The sequence below is a fragment of the Pseudomonas sp. PDM24 genome (assembly GCF_019218905.1).
Taxonomy (GTDB): domain Bacteria; phylum Pseudomonadota; class Gammaproteobacteria; order Pseudomonadales; family Pseudomonadaceae; genus Aquipseudomonas.
In genome coordinates, this window is the sequence record NZ_JAHUWR010000006.1 from 418,311 (window position 1) to 433,565 (window position 15,255).

The 15,255-nt window shown below is 59.7% G+C and carries 12 protein-coding genes; 3 read left to right on the forward strand and 9 right to left on the reverse strand.

The window, feature by feature from the left end:
• Positions 1-103 precede the first annotated feature (103 nt).
• Genes KW837_RS21505 through KW837_RS21535 form a run of 7 tightly spaced genes read right to left on the reverse strand, consistent with a single transcriptional unit; the run spans position 104 to position 8,558 of the window.
• Entirely contained in the window at positions 104-1,105 is a 1,002-nt protein-coding gene (locus KW837_RS21505; protein ID WP_192344187.1) for a PleD family two-component system response regulator, read from the reverse strand.
• A 48-nt stretch (positions 1,106-1,153) separates the two neighbouring features.
• Positions 1,154-2,164 carry a chemotaxis response regulator protein-glutamate methylesterase gene (locus KW837_RS21510; protein WP_218398497.1) on the reverse strand — a complete coding sequence of 337 codons (1,011 nt, stop codon included), beginning with the start codon at positions 2,162-2,164 and terminating at the stop codon, positions 1,154-1,156.
• Positions 2,161-4,449, reverse strand: coding sequence for a hybrid sensor histidine kinase/response regulator (locus KW837_RS21515; RefSeq protein ID WP_218398499.1), 2,289 nt, complete (start codon positions 4,447-4,449; stop codon positions 2,161-2,163). Before KW837_RS21515 ends, KW837_RS21510 begins: the two co-directional genes overlap by 4 nt.
• The gene (locus KW837_RS21520) at positions 4,446-5,129 is read right to left on the reverse strand and encodes a chemotaxis protein CheW (RefSeq protein ID WP_218398501.1); all 684 of its coding nucleotides are present in this window, start codon (positions 5,127-5,129) and stop codon (positions 4,446-4,448) included. The genes KW837_RS21515 and KW837_RS21520 overlap by 4 nt, the downstream gene beginning before the upstream one ends.
• Entirely contained in the window at positions 5,126-6,403 is a 1,278-nt protein-coding gene (locus tag KW837_RS21525) for a protein-glutamate O-methyltransferase CheR (protein ID WP_218398504.1), read from the reverse strand. The genes KW837_RS21520 and KW837_RS21525 overlap by 4 nt, the downstream gene beginning before the upstream one ends.
• The gene (locus KW837_RS21530; protein ID WP_123498087.1) at positions 6,400-6,936 is read right to left on the reverse strand and encodes a chemotaxis protein CheW; all 537 of its coding nucleotides are present in this window, start codon (positions 6,934-6,936) and stop codon (positions 6,400-6,402) included. Before KW837_RS21530 ends, KW837_RS21525 begins: the two co-directional genes overlap by 4 nt.
• Positions 6,936-8,558 (reverse strand): methyl-accepting chemotaxis protein, encoded by a 1,623-nt coding sequence (locus KW837_RS21535; RefSeq protein ID WP_218398510.1) that lies wholly within the window; start codon positions 8,556-8,558, stop codon positions 6,936-6,938. Before KW837_RS21535 ends, KW837_RS21530 begins: the two co-directional genes overlap by 1 nt.
• A gap of 306 nt (positions 8,559-8,864) precedes the next feature.
• Between KW837_RS21535 and KW837_RS21540 the strand changes: the two genes are divergently transcribed.
• Complete coding sequence (locus KW837_RS21540) at positions 8,865-9,284, forward strand: hypothetical protein (RefSeq protein ID WP_218398512.1); 420 nt, start codon at positions 8,865-8,867, stop codon at positions 9,282-9,284.
• Between the two features lie 82 nt (positions 9,285-9,366).
• Here KW837_RS21540 and KW837_RS21545 read toward each other — a convergent pair whose 3' ends face one another.
• Positions 9,367-10,083 (reverse strand): tellurite resistance TerB family protein, encoded by a 717-nt coding sequence (locus KW837_RS21545; protein WP_218398514.1) that lies wholly within the window; start codon positions 10,081-10,083, stop codon positions 9,367-9,369.
• Positions 10,084-10,427: 344 nt separating this feature from the next.
• The gene (locus KW837_RS21550) at positions 10,428-12,479 is read right to left on the reverse strand and encodes an Ig-like domain-containing protein (protein ID WP_218398516.1); all 2,052 of its coding nucleotides are present in this window, start codon (positions 12,477-12,479) and stop codon (positions 10,428-10,430) included.
• Positions 12,480-12,684: 205 nt separating this feature from the next.
• Between KW837_RS21550 and KW837_RS21555 the strand changes: the two genes are divergently transcribed.
• Both KW837_RS21555 and KW837_RS21560 read left to right on the forward strand, forming a co-directional pair.
• Entirely contained in the window at positions 12,685-13,599 is a 915-nt protein-coding gene (locus tag KW837_RS21555) for a LysR family transcriptional regulator (RefSeq protein WP_008072897.1), read from the forward strand.
• Positions 13,600-13,728: 129 nt separating this feature from the next.
• Positions 13,729-15,186 carry a gamma-aminobutyraldehyde dehydrogenase gene (locus KW837_RS21560; protein WP_218398518.1) on the forward strand — a complete coding sequence of 486 codons (1,458 nt, stop codon included), beginning with the start codon at positions 13,729-13,731 and terminating at the stop codon, positions 15,184-15,186.
• Positions 15,187-15,255 lie beyond the last annotated feature (69 nt).

Sequence of the window (15,255 nt, forward strand, 5' to 3'; positions counted from 1 at the left end):
ACCGCGCTGTATGGTTTTACGACGGCTGCGCCGCCGAACGCTGCCTCGCGGGGCTCGACAGCTGCTACGGTGCTGCGGTGCTACAGAGTGAGGTATTTGTGGGTTATTCGATCCCCACCTGATTACGCCCATTGTTCTTCGCCAGGTACAGCCCCTTGTCTGCCGCCGAGATCAATTGCCGGCAATCGCTGCCCGGCTGCGGAATCATGGTCGACAGGCCGATGCTGATGGTCAGGCTCGAACCTTCGCTCGGGAAAATGTGCGGGATCTTCAACCCGGCCACGGTCTGGCGCAGTTTTTCCGCCACCATTCGCGCACCGCCCGGTGAAGTGTTGGGCAAGACCAGGACGAACTCTTCGCCGCCGTAACGGGCCGGCAAGTCCGAAGGTCTGGAGCTGGCGTCGCGAATCGCCGTGGCGACTTTGCGCAGGGCTTCATCGCCTTCAAGGTGGCCAAAGCTGTCGTTGAAGGACTTGAAGTAGTCGACATCGATCATCAGTAGCGACAATTGAGTCTGGTCTCGCAGCGAACGCCGCCACTCCAGTTCCAGGTATTCGTCGAAATGCCGGCGGTTCGACAGCCCGGTCAGGCCGTCGGAGTTCATCAGGCGTTGCAGCACCAGGTTTGTGTCGAGCAATTGCTGCTGGCTGACCCGCAGCGCGCGGTACGCCGCGTCACGTTGCAGCAGGGTCATGTAGGAGCGCGAGTGATAGCGGATACGCGCTACCAGTTCGATGTTGTCCGGCAGTTTGACCAGGTAATCGTTGGCACCGGCGGCAAACGCCGCGCTCTTGATCAGCGGGTCTTCCTTGGTCGACAGGACAATGATCGGAATGTCCTTGGTCGCCGGGTGATTACGGTACTCGCGCACCAGGCTCAGGCCGTCGAGGCCAGGCATGACCAGATCCTGAAGGATTACGGTCGGCTTGATGCGAATCGCCTGGGCGATGGCCTGGTGCGGGTCGGCACAGAAATGGAAGTCGATGTTTTCTTCGTTCGACAAACCACGCCGCACTGCCTCGCCGATCATCGCCTGATCGTCCACCAACAACACCATGGCGGCGTTTTCATCGGTTTTGAAGTCGTCGAGCTGTAATTCATTCATGTGCGGTCACCTGAGTACTGCCTTGGCCACGATTGCTGCTAATAATAGTCATTTTGAGAAGATCTCCAGCAATCGTGGCGCTATCTTGTCCAGTGGGCAAACTTCCACAGCCGCGTTAATGGCCGCGGCCGCCTTCGGCATGCCATACACCGCACTGCTTTGTTGGTCCTGAGCGATGGTCAGATAGCCCTGTTGGCGCATGAGTTTAAGCCCCTGCGCGCCGTCACGCCCCATACCGGTCAGCAGAACACCCACAGCGTCACCGCTCCAGTAACTGGCCACACTTTCGAAAAACACATCGATCGACGGCCGATAGATCTCGTTGACCGGTTCGGCGGTGTAGGCGAGTGTGCCGTTTTTCAGCAATCGAATGTGATGGTTGGTGCCGGCCAGCAGGACCACGCCGCTTTGCGGCCGTTCGCCTTCCAGGGCCAGGCGCACATCCAGGCCACTGGCGCTGGCAAGCCATTCGGCCATGCCGGCGGCGAATACCTGATCCACATGCTGGACCAACACGATGGCCGCCGAAAAATCTCGTGGCAGGCCCTTGAGCAGCACTTCCAGCGCCGCCGGCCCGCCAGCGGATGAACCGATGGCCACCAAATGCTGGCGCGAAGACGAGTGGCGGTGCTGGCTCGGTGCCGATCGCACCCGATTGCTGTGGTCACCAATCAGCCAGCCAATGTTCATGATCTTGCGCAGCAGCGGTGCGGCGGCTTCCTGAGGATTGCCGCCGCCGATAGCCGGGGTATCGACCACATCCAGCGCACCGTAGCCCATGGCTTCGAATACCCGGTGTACGTTCTGCTCGCGGTCGACGGTGACAATGACTATCGCGCATGGGGTCTCGGCCATGATTCGCCGGGTCGCTTCCACACCGTCCATCAACGGCATGATCAAATCCATCAGGATCAGATCCGGGGTGTATTCAGTGCACCGTTGCACTGCCTCGGCCCCATTGCCGGCGACCCAGACCACCTCGTGCGCCGGTTCGAACGCCAAAGCGCGGCGCAAGGCCTCTACCGCCATGGGCATGTCGTTGACGATAGCGATTTTCATGCCCGCGCGCCTCCAATGAGCTCAACCACTGCATCCAGCAAAGCGTCATCATGAAAACTCGCTTTGGCTAGATAATAGTCGGCTCCGGCGTCCAGTCCACGGCGACGGTCTTCTTCACGGTCCTTGTAGGACACCACCATCACCGGCAGGGATTGCAGGCGGTTGTCGCGGCGCACCAAAGACACCAGCTCGATGCCATCCATGCGCGGCATGTCGATGTCGGTGATCAACAGATCGAAGTCCTCTGAACGCAGGGCGTTCCAGCCATCCATGCCGTCCACCGCCACCGCGACGTCATAGCCGCGATTGAGCAGCAGCTTGCGCTGCAACTCACGAACGGTCAGCGAGTCGTCCACCACCAGAATCCGTTTACGCGCCGCTTCGACGGCCTGATTGGCATGCCGGGCAATGCGCTCCAGACGCCCGGTATTGAGCAGTTTGTCCACCGAACGCAGCATGTCTTCGACGTCGACGATCAGCACCACCGAGCCGTCGTCGAGCAAGGCCCCGGCGGAAATGTCCTGGACCTTGCCCAGGCGCTCATCCAGCGGCAGCACCACCAACGTTCGCTCGCCGATAAAGCGCTCGACTGCCACCCCGTAGATCGCCTCGCGCTCGCGGATGACCACGACTTTGAGGGTTTGCGCGTTGTTCTGGCTCGCCGGGCGATGCAACAGTTGACTGGCGGCAACCAGCCCGACATGCCGGCCTTCGTACCAGAAGTGCTGCCGGCCTTCGACCTGCACGATATCTTCCGGCGCCAGGTCGCACATGCGCTCGATATGCGCCAGCGGGAAGGCATACGCCTCATCACCGACTTCCACCACCAGGCTGCGCACCACCGACAGCGTCAGCGGCACTTCCAGATGAAAGCGACTGCCCTCGCCTGCCGTCTGCTCCAACACCACGGCGCCGCGCAATTGGCGAACCATATGCTGAACCGCATCCAGCCCGACACCGCGCCCGGAAACTTCGGTAACCGCGTCGCGCAGGCTGAAACCCGGCAGAAACAGGAACGTCAGCAGCTCTTCTTCGCTCAACTGGGCGGCGGTTTCGGCTGGGGATAACTGCCGCTCGACGATGTTGCGCCGAAGCTTTTCCAGGTCGACGCCGTTGCCGTCATCGCTGAGTTCCAACACCAGCAGACCGGCCTGATGGGACGCTCGCAAACGGATCACGCCTTCTTCCGGTTTGCCGGCCAATAGTCGTTGTTCCCGGGTTTCGATGCCGTGATCCACCGCATTGCGCAGCAGGTGCGTCAGCGGCGCTTCGAGCTTTTCCAGAACGTCGCGATCGACTTGAGTCTTGTCGCCCTCAATCTCCAGCCGCACCTGTTTTCCAAGGTCGCGGCCGAGATCACGGACCATGCGCACTTGCCCGCTCAGCACGTCGGCGAATGGCCGCATGCGACAGGCCAGCGCCGTGTCGTACAACACCTGCGCACGCTGGCTGGCGTGCCAGGCGAACTCGTCCAGCTCGGCGTTTTTTTCCACCAGCAATTGCTGAGACTCGGCCAACAATCGGCGGGCATCGCCCAAGGCTTCCTGGGCTTCGAGACTCAAGGCATGGTCCTTGAGATGGACGTTGAGGTTTTCCAGCGCCCGCAGGCCGTTGCTCTGCATGCGTTTGAGGCGCTGCATGGTGGCCAGGTGCGGCTTGAGCCGCTGGGTTTCCACCAGGGATTTACTCGACAGGTCGAGCAGGCTGTTCAAGCGCTCGGCCGTGACGCGCAATACGCGTTCGCCACTTTCGGTGGTGCGTTTAGTCGTGGACACTGGCTCGGCGGGCGCTGCCGGGGAGGCTTCGGCGGTGGCCGGCATGGGCGGCTCAACCTTGGGCGTCGGCGGTTGCATCTGAAGCTCTGCCATCGGCGGCGCGATGGGCGCAGTGGCCGCCATGTGATCAAGCAACCGTCCCATCAAGACGACGTAAGCGTCGATATCCGCTGGCGCCGGAGCGTTGCCCGGCGTCGCAATCCGCATCAGCAGATCGGTGCCTTGCAACAGTGCATCAATGTGTTCGGGCCGCAGGTACAGGCGGCCTTCCTGGGCACTGACCAGGTAATCTTCCATCACATGGGCAACGCTGACCCCGGCATCGACACCGACAATCCGCGCCGCGCCCTTGAGCGAATGGGCCGCGCGCATGCACGACTCGAGGTAATCGGCCTGGGTCGGATCGCGCTCAAGCGCCAAAAGACCTGCGCTCAGCACCAGGGTCTGGGCCTCGGCTTCCAGGCTGAACAGTTCCAGCAAAGAGGCGTCACGCATTTGCTCGGGGGTCATGTGAGGCTCCGGGTCACGGCGGATAGCAGCTGTTCTTCATCCAGCCAACGCAGGCTGCGACCTTTGAATTGCAAGACGCCACGGGTGTATCTGGCGCTGACCTGGGTGCCGGACTGGGACGCCGCATCAAGAATGCGCTCGTCGATGGCGTGAATCCCGTCCACCTCATCCACCGGCACCACCACCGGCCCGCCGTGGGCGGCGATGATCAGCATCCGCGGCATCACCCGCGCGCCGGACGCCACACCACTGGTGGCATCGAGCCCCAGCAACTCCACCAGCGACAGGCATGCCACCAAGGCACCGCGCACATTCGCCACGCCGAGCAACGCCCCGGAGCGCTGGTGCGGCAAGGAGTGAATCGCTTGCAGCGGCGCCACTTCGACCAGGCTGCGAGTGGCCAGGCCCAACCATTCTTCGCCGAGGCGAAACATCAGCAGCGAGCGGGTTTTCACATCGCTTCCGGCCACCGTGGTGACTTGCTCGCGGTCGTCCTGCTGCAAGGCATAGCGATCGAGCAAGCGCGTGGCGGCAGCCGAATACACCGCGCAGTTGCGACAATGAATGTGCTCGCTCAGCAATGGGCAGGACTTGTCGCCGTGGATACCGATGCGGTTCCAGCAGTCGTCGATGGCCTGGGCATTTTCATGGATGACGCTCAAGGTATCGGCGGCGTTCATCGTTTACGCTCACTGTCTGCGGCGCGCTCGCTGCGGGCGGCGCGGGCCTGTAATCGTCGGGCTCCCGCCGTGTCGCCCTGGGACTGGAGCAAGGCGGCCAGGTGCATCAGCGCGTCGGGGTGTTGCGGCTCGAGGTACAACGCCTTGCGATAAAAGCCCTGGGCCTCGAGAGCGCTGCCGGCGACATCGCTGATCAGCCCCAGCCAATAGAACACCTGCGCCACCGGCTCGTGACTGCGCAAAAAACTGTCGCACGCGGCGCGGGCCTCGGCACTTTTCCCTTCGTTGGCCAGCGCGGCGATGTTCGCCAGCAGCGTAGCGGCGTCTGAAGGGGGAGTGGCCGAAGGGGTGGCGGCGACCTGAGGCATCGGCACCACCGTTGCGAAAGGCCGACTTCGCACCGGCGGCGGTGTCACGCTGCGCACCGGTTGTTGAGCCGGCAGCGGCGTCGGCACGAAGGTCGCGAGCGGCTCTTGCGCACTTTGACGACTGAAGGCAAACGACTGCGGGATGCCGATCGAGCGCATGCCGAAACGCCCCAACAGACTGCCTTCCGCCGGGCCGATAAACAGCACGCCGTCGACATGGGTCAGGCGCTTGAGCACTTCGAACACCTGCTGCTGGGTCGGCTTATCGAAATAGATCAGCAAATTGCGGCAGAACACGAAGTCATAAGGTGGCTCGTTGGCCAGCAAGGCCGGATCCAGCAGATTGCCGACCTGCAAACGCACCTGCTCAATCACGCGCCCACTGAGGCGATAGTTGTCGTTTTCAGCCGTGAAATGCCGCTCGCGGAAGTCGATGTCCTGGCCACGAAACGAATTCTTGCCGTACAGCGCGAGCCTGGCCTTTTCCACCGACAGCGGGCTGACATCCATGCCGTCGACTTTGAACTGGTGTGGCGCCAGCCCGGCATCGAGCAATGCCATGGCGATGGAATACGGTTCTTCGCCGGTGGAACACGGCAGACTGAGAATCCGCAGGGCGCGCATGTTATTGATCGCCGCCAGCCGTTTGGCCGCCAGTTTCGCCAGCGTGGCGAAGGATTCCGGGTAACGGAAAAACCAGGTCTCGGGGACGATCACCGCTTCGATCAGCGCCTGTTGTTCGTCGCGCGAGCCCAGCAGAGTGTGCCAATACTCATCGGCCGTCAGCGCCCGAGCCGCCGTGCAGCGCTGGCGCACCGCGCGTTCGATGATCGCCGGGCCGACCGAGCCCACATCGAGGCCGATACGTTCTTTGAGGAAATCGAAAAACCGTTGATCGCTGCTCATCCCTGCTCCTCAAACTGCGCCAGGTCCAGCGGCGGCGAGGGAAACAACAAGGCGCGGACCTGTTCGTCCAGCAAATCGGCAACCCGCACCCATTGCAGTAAACCCTGGGCATCTTCGCGCACCGGCCCCAGGTACGGCGCCTGGCGATTGTCCAGGCCATAAGGCTGAAAGTCCGCCGGGTTGCAGCGCAACGTGTCGGTGGCCTGTTCCAGAATCAGCCCGAGCAATTGCGCAGGCGTCGCCTCATCCGGCCGATAGTGCACCAGCACCAGCCGCGTACTGTTGCGAGCCTGGGCCGGTTGGCCGAACGTCAGGGCGCTGAGGTCGATCACCGGCACCACCGCGCCGCGACAGGCAAACACCCCCGCCACCCAGTCCGGTGCCTGGGGAATCGGTTTCAACGGCAGCTGCGGCAGCACTTCGGCCACCTCGATGGCCTGCAACGCGTAACGCTCGTTGCCGATGCGGAACACCAGAAACAACGACTGTTTCACCGGCATCACCGCGCCGCGCTTGACCGCGAGCTCGCTCATCAGACTTTGAATCGCGAGACGCCGCCACGTAGCCCCACGGCCACCTGGCTCAATTCATCAATGGCGAAACTGGCCTGACGCAAAGACTCGACAGTCTGGCTGCTGGCATCGCCCAACTGCACCAACGCGTGGTTGATCTGCTCGGCGCCGGTGGCCTGGGCCTGCATGCCTTCGTTGACCATCAACACCCGTGGTGCCAGTGCCTGAACCTGATGGATGATCTGCGACAACTGCTCGCCCACCGACTGCACCTCGGACATGCCACGGCGCACCTCTTCGGAAAACTTGTCCATGCCCATGACCCCGGCCGACACCGCCGACTGAATCTCGCGCACCATCTGCTCGATGTCGTAAGTGGCCACCGCAGTCTGGTCTGCCAGGCGCCGTACTTCGGTAGCGACCACGGAAAACCCGCGACCATATTCACCGGCCTTCTCGGCTTCGATCGCGGCATTCAGGGACAACAGGTTGGTCTGGTCGGCGACTTTGACGATGGTCACCACCACCTGATTGATGTTGCCGGCCTTCTCGTTAAGGATCGCCAGTTTGGCGTTGACCAGATCGGCCGCGCCCATCACCGAGTGCATGGTGTCTTCCATGCGCGCCAGGCCTTGCTGACCGGAACCGGCCAGCACCGACGCCTGATCAGCGGCGGTGGAGACTTCGGTCATGGTGCGTACCAGATCCCGCGAAGTGGCGGCAATTTCCCGCGATGTCGCGCCGATTTCGGTGGTGGTGGCAGCGGTTTCGGTGGCCGTGGCCTGCTGCTGCTTGGATGTCGCGGCGATTTCCGTGACCGAGGTGGTGACCTGGACCGAGGAGCGCTGGGCCTGGGACACCAGCGAGGTGAGCTCGGTCATCATGTCGTTGAAGCCGGTTTCCACCGCACCAAATTCGTCCTTGCGATCAAGATCCAGGCGACTGCTGAGATCGCCGGTGCGCATGACTTCGAGGATATCCACGATGCGATTCATTGGTGCCATGATCGCGCGCATCAGCAGCAGGCCACAGAGGCCGGCGACGATGATCGCCACCAGCAAAGAGACGCCCATACTGATTTTGGCGGAGGTCACCGCTTCGCCGATGGCCAGCGTGGCTTTTTCAGCCAGTGCGTGATTATCTTCGAGAAGGCTGTTCAACTGCTTGCGCCCATTGATCCAGGCTGGCGCGAGCTTCTGCTCCAGGGCCAGGCGCGCTTGCTCGTACTCTTTGCGTTGATAGAGGTCGAGTACGTTGGTCATTTCTTGATTGAAGAGCTGATGACGCGCTTCGAATTCGTCGAAGAGGACCTGGTCTTCCACGGTGAAAATGGTTTTGCGGTAATTGGCCATCTGCTCGCTCAAGCGCTCTTCGAAGCTCTTGTACATGGCCTGGTCGGCGGCGGTCATTTCGCGTCGTCCGGAAAGGCCGACAAGCTGCTGGGTGAGGTTAAAACTGTCGACCCAGGCACCGCGGATCATCGAACTGAAATACACCCCGGGAACCGCATCGAGGCGGACCCTTTCTGCGCTGGCGTCGATCTTCATCAGCCGAGAAAAGGACACCACAACCATCAACAGCATGATCGCGATAATCACCGCAAAGCTCGCCAAAATGCGTTGGCGCAACGTCCAGTTCTTCACAGTCAGTCCTCGGTGCGGTTCGAATTGCGGGGGAGTATAGCCGAGGGTGGTGCTTCGGTTATCAGATGGGCGCGCAAGGCCGGGATTGGATCTGGATGGGGCTTTGCGCGATAGAGGGGGGTGCCAGGGGTAATTCGGAGGAAACGACCTATGGAAGGGTCATTGAGGGATGTGGTGCAGTTCAGAATAAAAATTAACAAACCAATACCAAAACACGCTAACCAACTATCAACTCTGACAGTAGCCCCCCCCTGATTGATTATTACTCTACGACCTGTATAAACACCAACTAGCGAGCACACCATCATGTCAGCACCCGAAGACTACAATAGCCTGAAAGCGAAAGGCGAAAAGGTCATAGGAACAATGTCTGCATTCCTCAACGACACACAAATACTTGATACCAAAACGATAACTTACGTACGAGGCAATGAAGTTTATATGTTCTTTGGCGAAAGCGACGACCAAAGCCGTGTAATTCTCAGCTTTCCAGAAGCACTGGACCCCAGCGAAATACATACTGTACGTTACCCAGAAGATTTGGAGGGTTTAAACAGTTCATGGCAAGCCGCTGACAAAGATTTACCTCTACCCGTAAAAAAAGGCTCAATGCAACTAAAATTCTTCGATTCGGGAAAGCGTTCTTTCGAAGGTACATTTGACATCGATTTAGAAGGCGATCTTGGCAAATTAACCGGAAAGTTTCATATCCCAAAACAAAAGTAACATCACTAAAACAATAAACCCCATCAACACAATCAGTTGATGGGGTTTTCTTCTTTATAGCCTAACGTCGCCCCAAGCCCGATCAAGCGATTATAACTTGCTTCTCCAACTCGGCCTTCAACCCCGGCTCCAGCTTCAACTGCCGCGCCAGTTCATCGAGGTAGGACTTTTCCATGAAGTTCTCTTCGTCCACCAGCATCACACTGGCGATGTACATTTCAGCCGCCATTTCCGGCGTACTTGCAGCACGGGCGACGTCGGTCGGGTCCAGCGGTTTGTTGAGTTCAGCGTGCAGCCACTGCTGCAGTTCCTGATCGTTGTCGAGCTTGGTGAACTCGCCTTCGATCAACGCACGCTCGCGTTCATCCACATGACCATCGGCTTTGGCCGCCGCCACCAGCGCCTTGAGAATAGCCTGGCTGTGTTGCTCGACTTGCGCCGCTGGCACACGGTCGAGGGTTTGTGGTTCGGTCTTCGGCGCGCTGCCTTGCTGGGCCTGCCAATTTCCGTAAGCCTTGTAGGCAATGACCCCCAGCGCGGCGAGGCCACCGTAAGTCAGGGCCTTGCCGCCCACGCTGCGAGCCTTCTTGCTGCCCAGCAACAGGCCCATGGCCCCGGCCGCCAAAGCACCACCGCCGGCGCCCGAAAGCACGCTGCCGAGCCCGCCAGCCCCGCCACTACCGCCGAGCAAGCCGCCCAGCCCACCGGCAGCCGATTTGTTCTGCGTCCCGCCAGCCTTGTTCTGCAACAGATCCTGACCGGATTTGAGTAACTGATCGAGCAATCCACGGGTGTTCATTTGCTGCCTCCACGAATTCGGATTAACCGGATCATTAAGGCCATCAGCCTGAACCGAAAGTGCCTGGTGTTGGCGGTGAGAGTGCTTCAGGATGTTACTCGATACTCGTGGCTGCGAATTTCCAATAAAAAACGGGGTGGATTTATTAACTAAATAAATCCACCCCGAGCATTTCGTCCCAAATGTTTTTATTGGAAGGGGAAATTGACGTCGGCTTTTAAATAGATCTGTCCGCTCATATCAAAAAAAACAAACACCCTATGCAGTGCATCGGGTGTTTGATTGAAATAGATACAAGCCTATTTCTGGACTAGACATTCCTTACTTGCCAATCCAACAACTTGCTAATCTGAGATGTCTGCTCCGGGCTCCGCGTCTCCTAATTCCTCAGTCGTTGGGGCCGGGGTAGTATCAATACGACACGCTACTGCAGAAGGCCCTTGGGTAGCATGGGCAAAAGAGTACTGCCCATTGGACATTACAACTGTCCAGCTGTGATTGATCTGAGTATGAGCTTCGTTCGTCCACGTCGCATTGCCTAACCAGCCTGCAGCCTGAACAATACCTCCCGTCTGTCCTGCGTAAGTGTCATACACCGCTTTGAGCTGTGCGCGATTGTTTGGCAGTCCTCCTCCTTGGGCTATACACTGCTGTTCAGCGTCTCGCTTAATCATCAGATTGCCGATTCGCATAAACATTATCACCCCGGTCACTGTAATTTTATGAGTCGCCGAAGCGCCCTTACTGTCTGTGACCTTCAACGTAGTGGTCCCTCTCCCCGCCACTCGTACCTTCCCCGTAGCATCAATCGTCGCCACGTTATTACTGGCAGAGCTGTATGTATAGGGAGGAACGCCTCCTGTCCCAACTCGAGTGTAGGTAGCATTGCCAGGCGGATTTATTGGCGGAATACCGCGTACAACGCTGTAACTTGGTAGGTCCAATATCACATTAATACCGAATGACAAAGGCACAACCACAGTAAAAGTCCAGGCTGTTGAAACCTGACCGCTGCCATACAGCGCTTTAGCCGTCAGGCTACGCACACCGACTGCGACGGACATGGTTGCGGTCCAAATCCCATCCACTGCGGTGAGTTCGCCTCCTATTGGGGCATCTCCATCATAGAGCTGCACTTTTTGGCCAGCACTGGCACTACCCGTGATCGTGATCGAGGTCTCGGTCGTGGTGCCACCATTGTCGATTTCACCCTTTGAATCTGTCACGCGGGTGATTACTGGCGGCACAGTCACGGCCTCACCGATCACCTGCGCCGTAGCGGACCTGGAGTAGGCGATTACCGTATCGGCTCTAACCTGGTCGTAGATCACCCGAACGTCACTGCCGGCGATCACTTTGGCGTTGGGAATCATCAGTTTATAGGTGAAGGGCAATCGGGAGACCGTGGTCTCGACAGGCGCCTCCTGACCTCCGGGCGGCGTCACCGTGTAGTTCATACGAATGATGTCGCCCGTTTGCCAGGTTGGTGCAGCGGCATACACCTGTATCGTCAGGTCTTTTCCCCCGAGCTTGTCCAGGTCGATGGTACTTGGATCATCGTTGGGATCATCCGGATCTTCGGTGATGTCCGGAGCTGTCAGCCGCCTGCCCGCCAGATCTTCGTCCACGGTTTGGGTTGCAGACCAGATAGCATCGGTGTCCGGGACGTTTCCGAGCTGGTCGGTGACGGTGTAGGAAAAGTTGAGCTCATGGTTGGGTCTTTGCGCGACTTCCAGGTGAGCGCGGGTCACGGTAAAACACACCCTGGTCGCGATCGGTGAGCCCGGATCGGGTGGTTCAGGCGCTTCGTCCCTGCCAACGATGAAATGCGTGGACTCACCGTTACACTTCAGGGTAATCGTGTCGTAGGCTCGGCAGTAGGGATAAGACACACACACTTGGGCACTGACGAAGTCGGGGCCGACGCCGTTCTTGATGGCGTCGGGCAACAATAACTCCAGCTCGGAATGGCCCTCTTCATTCGGAAATCTGTCTTTTAAACCGGGCCGGATTTTGTTGTACAGCATCGTCAGCATCGGTGAGGTGCCGATATTATCGCTGCCGCGCTTGATGATGTAGAAGAGTTCATTGATCCGATCCGCATGCAACCGGCCTTTGGGGATACGCAGGGTCGTGATCGCGTTCTCATCCTCAATGATTTTGCTGTACAGAAACGTGGTCTCCCCGACCAGCCACAGCTCCATGACATCCCCGGGATTCATCGTGCCCGACAACGGCGGATCGATCTCGACGGTGGCGCCCTCACCGTCAGTGACGAGATCGTAAATCACCAGTGACACGCCGATATCGGCCCCTATGACTGGCCGGGTCGCGCCAAGCACTCGGGGTCTATCCAGCACTAGTACGGTGTTATCGGGCGATTCCGGTAGGGTCATGATAAAGGCTCCTGCACGATGGGCTTTGGGTTGGGTTATCCAATACCGATACGCGGGAACTGGCTACTGTCAGAACTAACAGGTAGACGACTTTTCCAGACAAACGGTAAAGCGTATCCCCAGATACCGCTGCGCAGGCTACCCATCGATTTAAAAGATATACACTCGAGCAAATCGATAAAAACCGCCCACCCGGTAATTCCCCATGATGACCCTGCGTCAGATCCGCCACTTCATCGCCGTGGCCGAGACCGGTTCGATCTCCGCCGCGGCGCAAACCGCGTTTATTTCCCAGTCCACCCTGACCCTGGCCATCCAGCAACTGGAGCAGGAAATCGGTGTCGGCCTATTCAATCGCCACGCCAAGGGCATGACCCTGACCCACCAGGGTCATCAATTCCTACGCCAGGCACACCTGATTCTGGCCACGGTGGACAATGCCAAACGCAGCCTGCAACAGAGCACCGATCAGGTTGCCGGGCAGTTGATCATCGGCGTGACCAGCCTGGTTGCCGGTTATTACCTGGCGGATTTGCTCACCCGGTTCCAGCGCGCTTACCCCAACGTTGAAATACGCGTGATGGAAGACGAGCGGCCGTACATCGAGCATTTGCTGGTCAGCGGTGAAATTGATGTGGGCGTGCTGATCCTCTCCAATCTGGAAGACCGCCATGCCTTGCAGACCGAAGTCCTGACCCACTCGCCCCATCGGCTGTGGCTGCCGGCCCAGCATCCGCTGCTGGAACACGACAGCATCAACCTCGCCGATGTCGCTCGCGAGCCGCTGATTCAGCTGAACGTCGATGAAATGGACCGCAACGCCCAGCGCATGTGGTCGGCGGCCTCGCTGCAACCGCGCATCACCTTGCGAACAGCCTCGACGGAAGCGGTACGAAGCCTGGTCGCCGCGGGCTTGGGCGTTTCCATTCAACCGGACATGACTTACCGCCCGTGGTCCCTGGAGGGCGACATCATCGAAGCGCGGCCGATCGCCGACCTGAGCCAGACCCTCGATGTCGGTCTGGCGTGGCGTCGCGGCACTGCCCGGCCCGCGCTGGTGGACCCGTTCCTGACCGTCGCTCGCGAACAACCCCACGGCGGGCGCAAGCCATCTATTTAATCGAACGCCACCTTCAGTATTTAGTATTTGTCGACCACAAGCCCGGCCACTAGTCTTGAGGCATCTATAAGACGGCCGGGCCCAGTCACAGGGAATCCCATGGCCACACAAGAAAAGAGAACCCGAAAAATGGCTGGCGCGCAGACTCCGTTGTTCACCGCGTTGTTGATCGATGGCGAGTTGGTCCCGGGCCAGGGTTTCGTCGAACCCATCCTCAACCCGGCCACCGGAGAAGTGCTGACGCACATTGCCGAAGCCAGCACCGAGCAGGTCGAAACCGCGATCCTCGCCGCCCTCCGCGCCTTTGCCAGTTGGTCGCGGACCACGCCGCAGCAGCGCTCGAACCTGCTGCTGGACATCGCCAACGCCATTGAAAAAAACGCCGACCTGCTCGCCCGCCTCGAATCGCTGAACTGCGGCAAGCCATTGCACTTGGCGCGTCAGGACGATTTGAGCGCCACGGTCGATGTGTTCCGTTTCTTCGCGGGTGCCGTGCGTTGCCAGACCGGCCAGCTCAGCGGCGAATACTTGCCGGGTTACACCAGCATGGTCCGCCGCGATCCGATTGGCGTGGTCGCCTCGATTGCGCCGTGGAACTACCCGATCATGATGGCCGCCTGGAAAATCGCCCCTGCCCTCGCCGCTGGCAACACGCTGGTATTCAAACCGTCGGAACACACACCGCTGTCGATTCTGGCGTTGGCACCGGCGCTCGCCGAGATCCTGCCGCGCGGGGTGATCAACATCATTTGCGGTGGCGGTGAAGGCGTCGGCAGCCATTTGGTCAGCCACCCGAAAGTGCGCATGGTGTCGCTGACTGGCGATATCGTCACCGGACAAAAAATCCTCCAGGCCGCGGCGAAAACCCTGAAACGCACCCACCTCGAACTCGGCGGCAAGGCCCCGGTGATTGTCTGCAACGACGCGGATATTCAAGCGGTGGTCGAGGGCGTGCGCACCTACGGCTATTACAACGCCGGCCAGGACTGCACCGCCGCGTGCCGGATTTATGCCCAAGCCGGGATTCATGACCGCTTGGTGGCGGAACTCGGCGCGGCGGTCAGCAGCCTGCGTTTTGCCGGTAAACGTGATGCCGACAACGAGATCGGCCCGCTGATCAGCACTCGCCAGCGCGACCGCGTGGCCAGTTTCGTCGAGCGTGCCCTCGGCCAGCCACATATCGAACGCGTGACCGGCGCGGCGGTGCATTCCGGTGCCGGCTTCTATTACCAGCCGACCTTGCTGGCCGGTTGCAAACAGAGCGATGAAATCGTTCAGCGCGAAGTGTTCGGGCCGGTGGTCACCGTGACCCGCTTCAATGAGCTCGAACAAGCGGTGGACTGGGCCAACGACTCGGAATACGGCCTCGCCTCCTCGGTCTGGACCCAGAATCTCGACAAAGCCATGCAGGTTGCGGCGCGTTTGCAGTACGGCTGCACCTGGATCAACAGCCATTTCATGCTGGTCAGCGAAATGCCCCATGGCGGCCTGAAGCGCTCGGGCTATGGCAAAGACTTATCCAGTGATTCGCTGCAGGACTACAGCGTGGTGCGCCACATCATGGCCCGTCACGGACAGCATTTATAAAAGCGCACTACGCTAACAATTAGCCATAACGGCATTGGCTTCACCCCGTTCAGAACTGCCCCGACCATA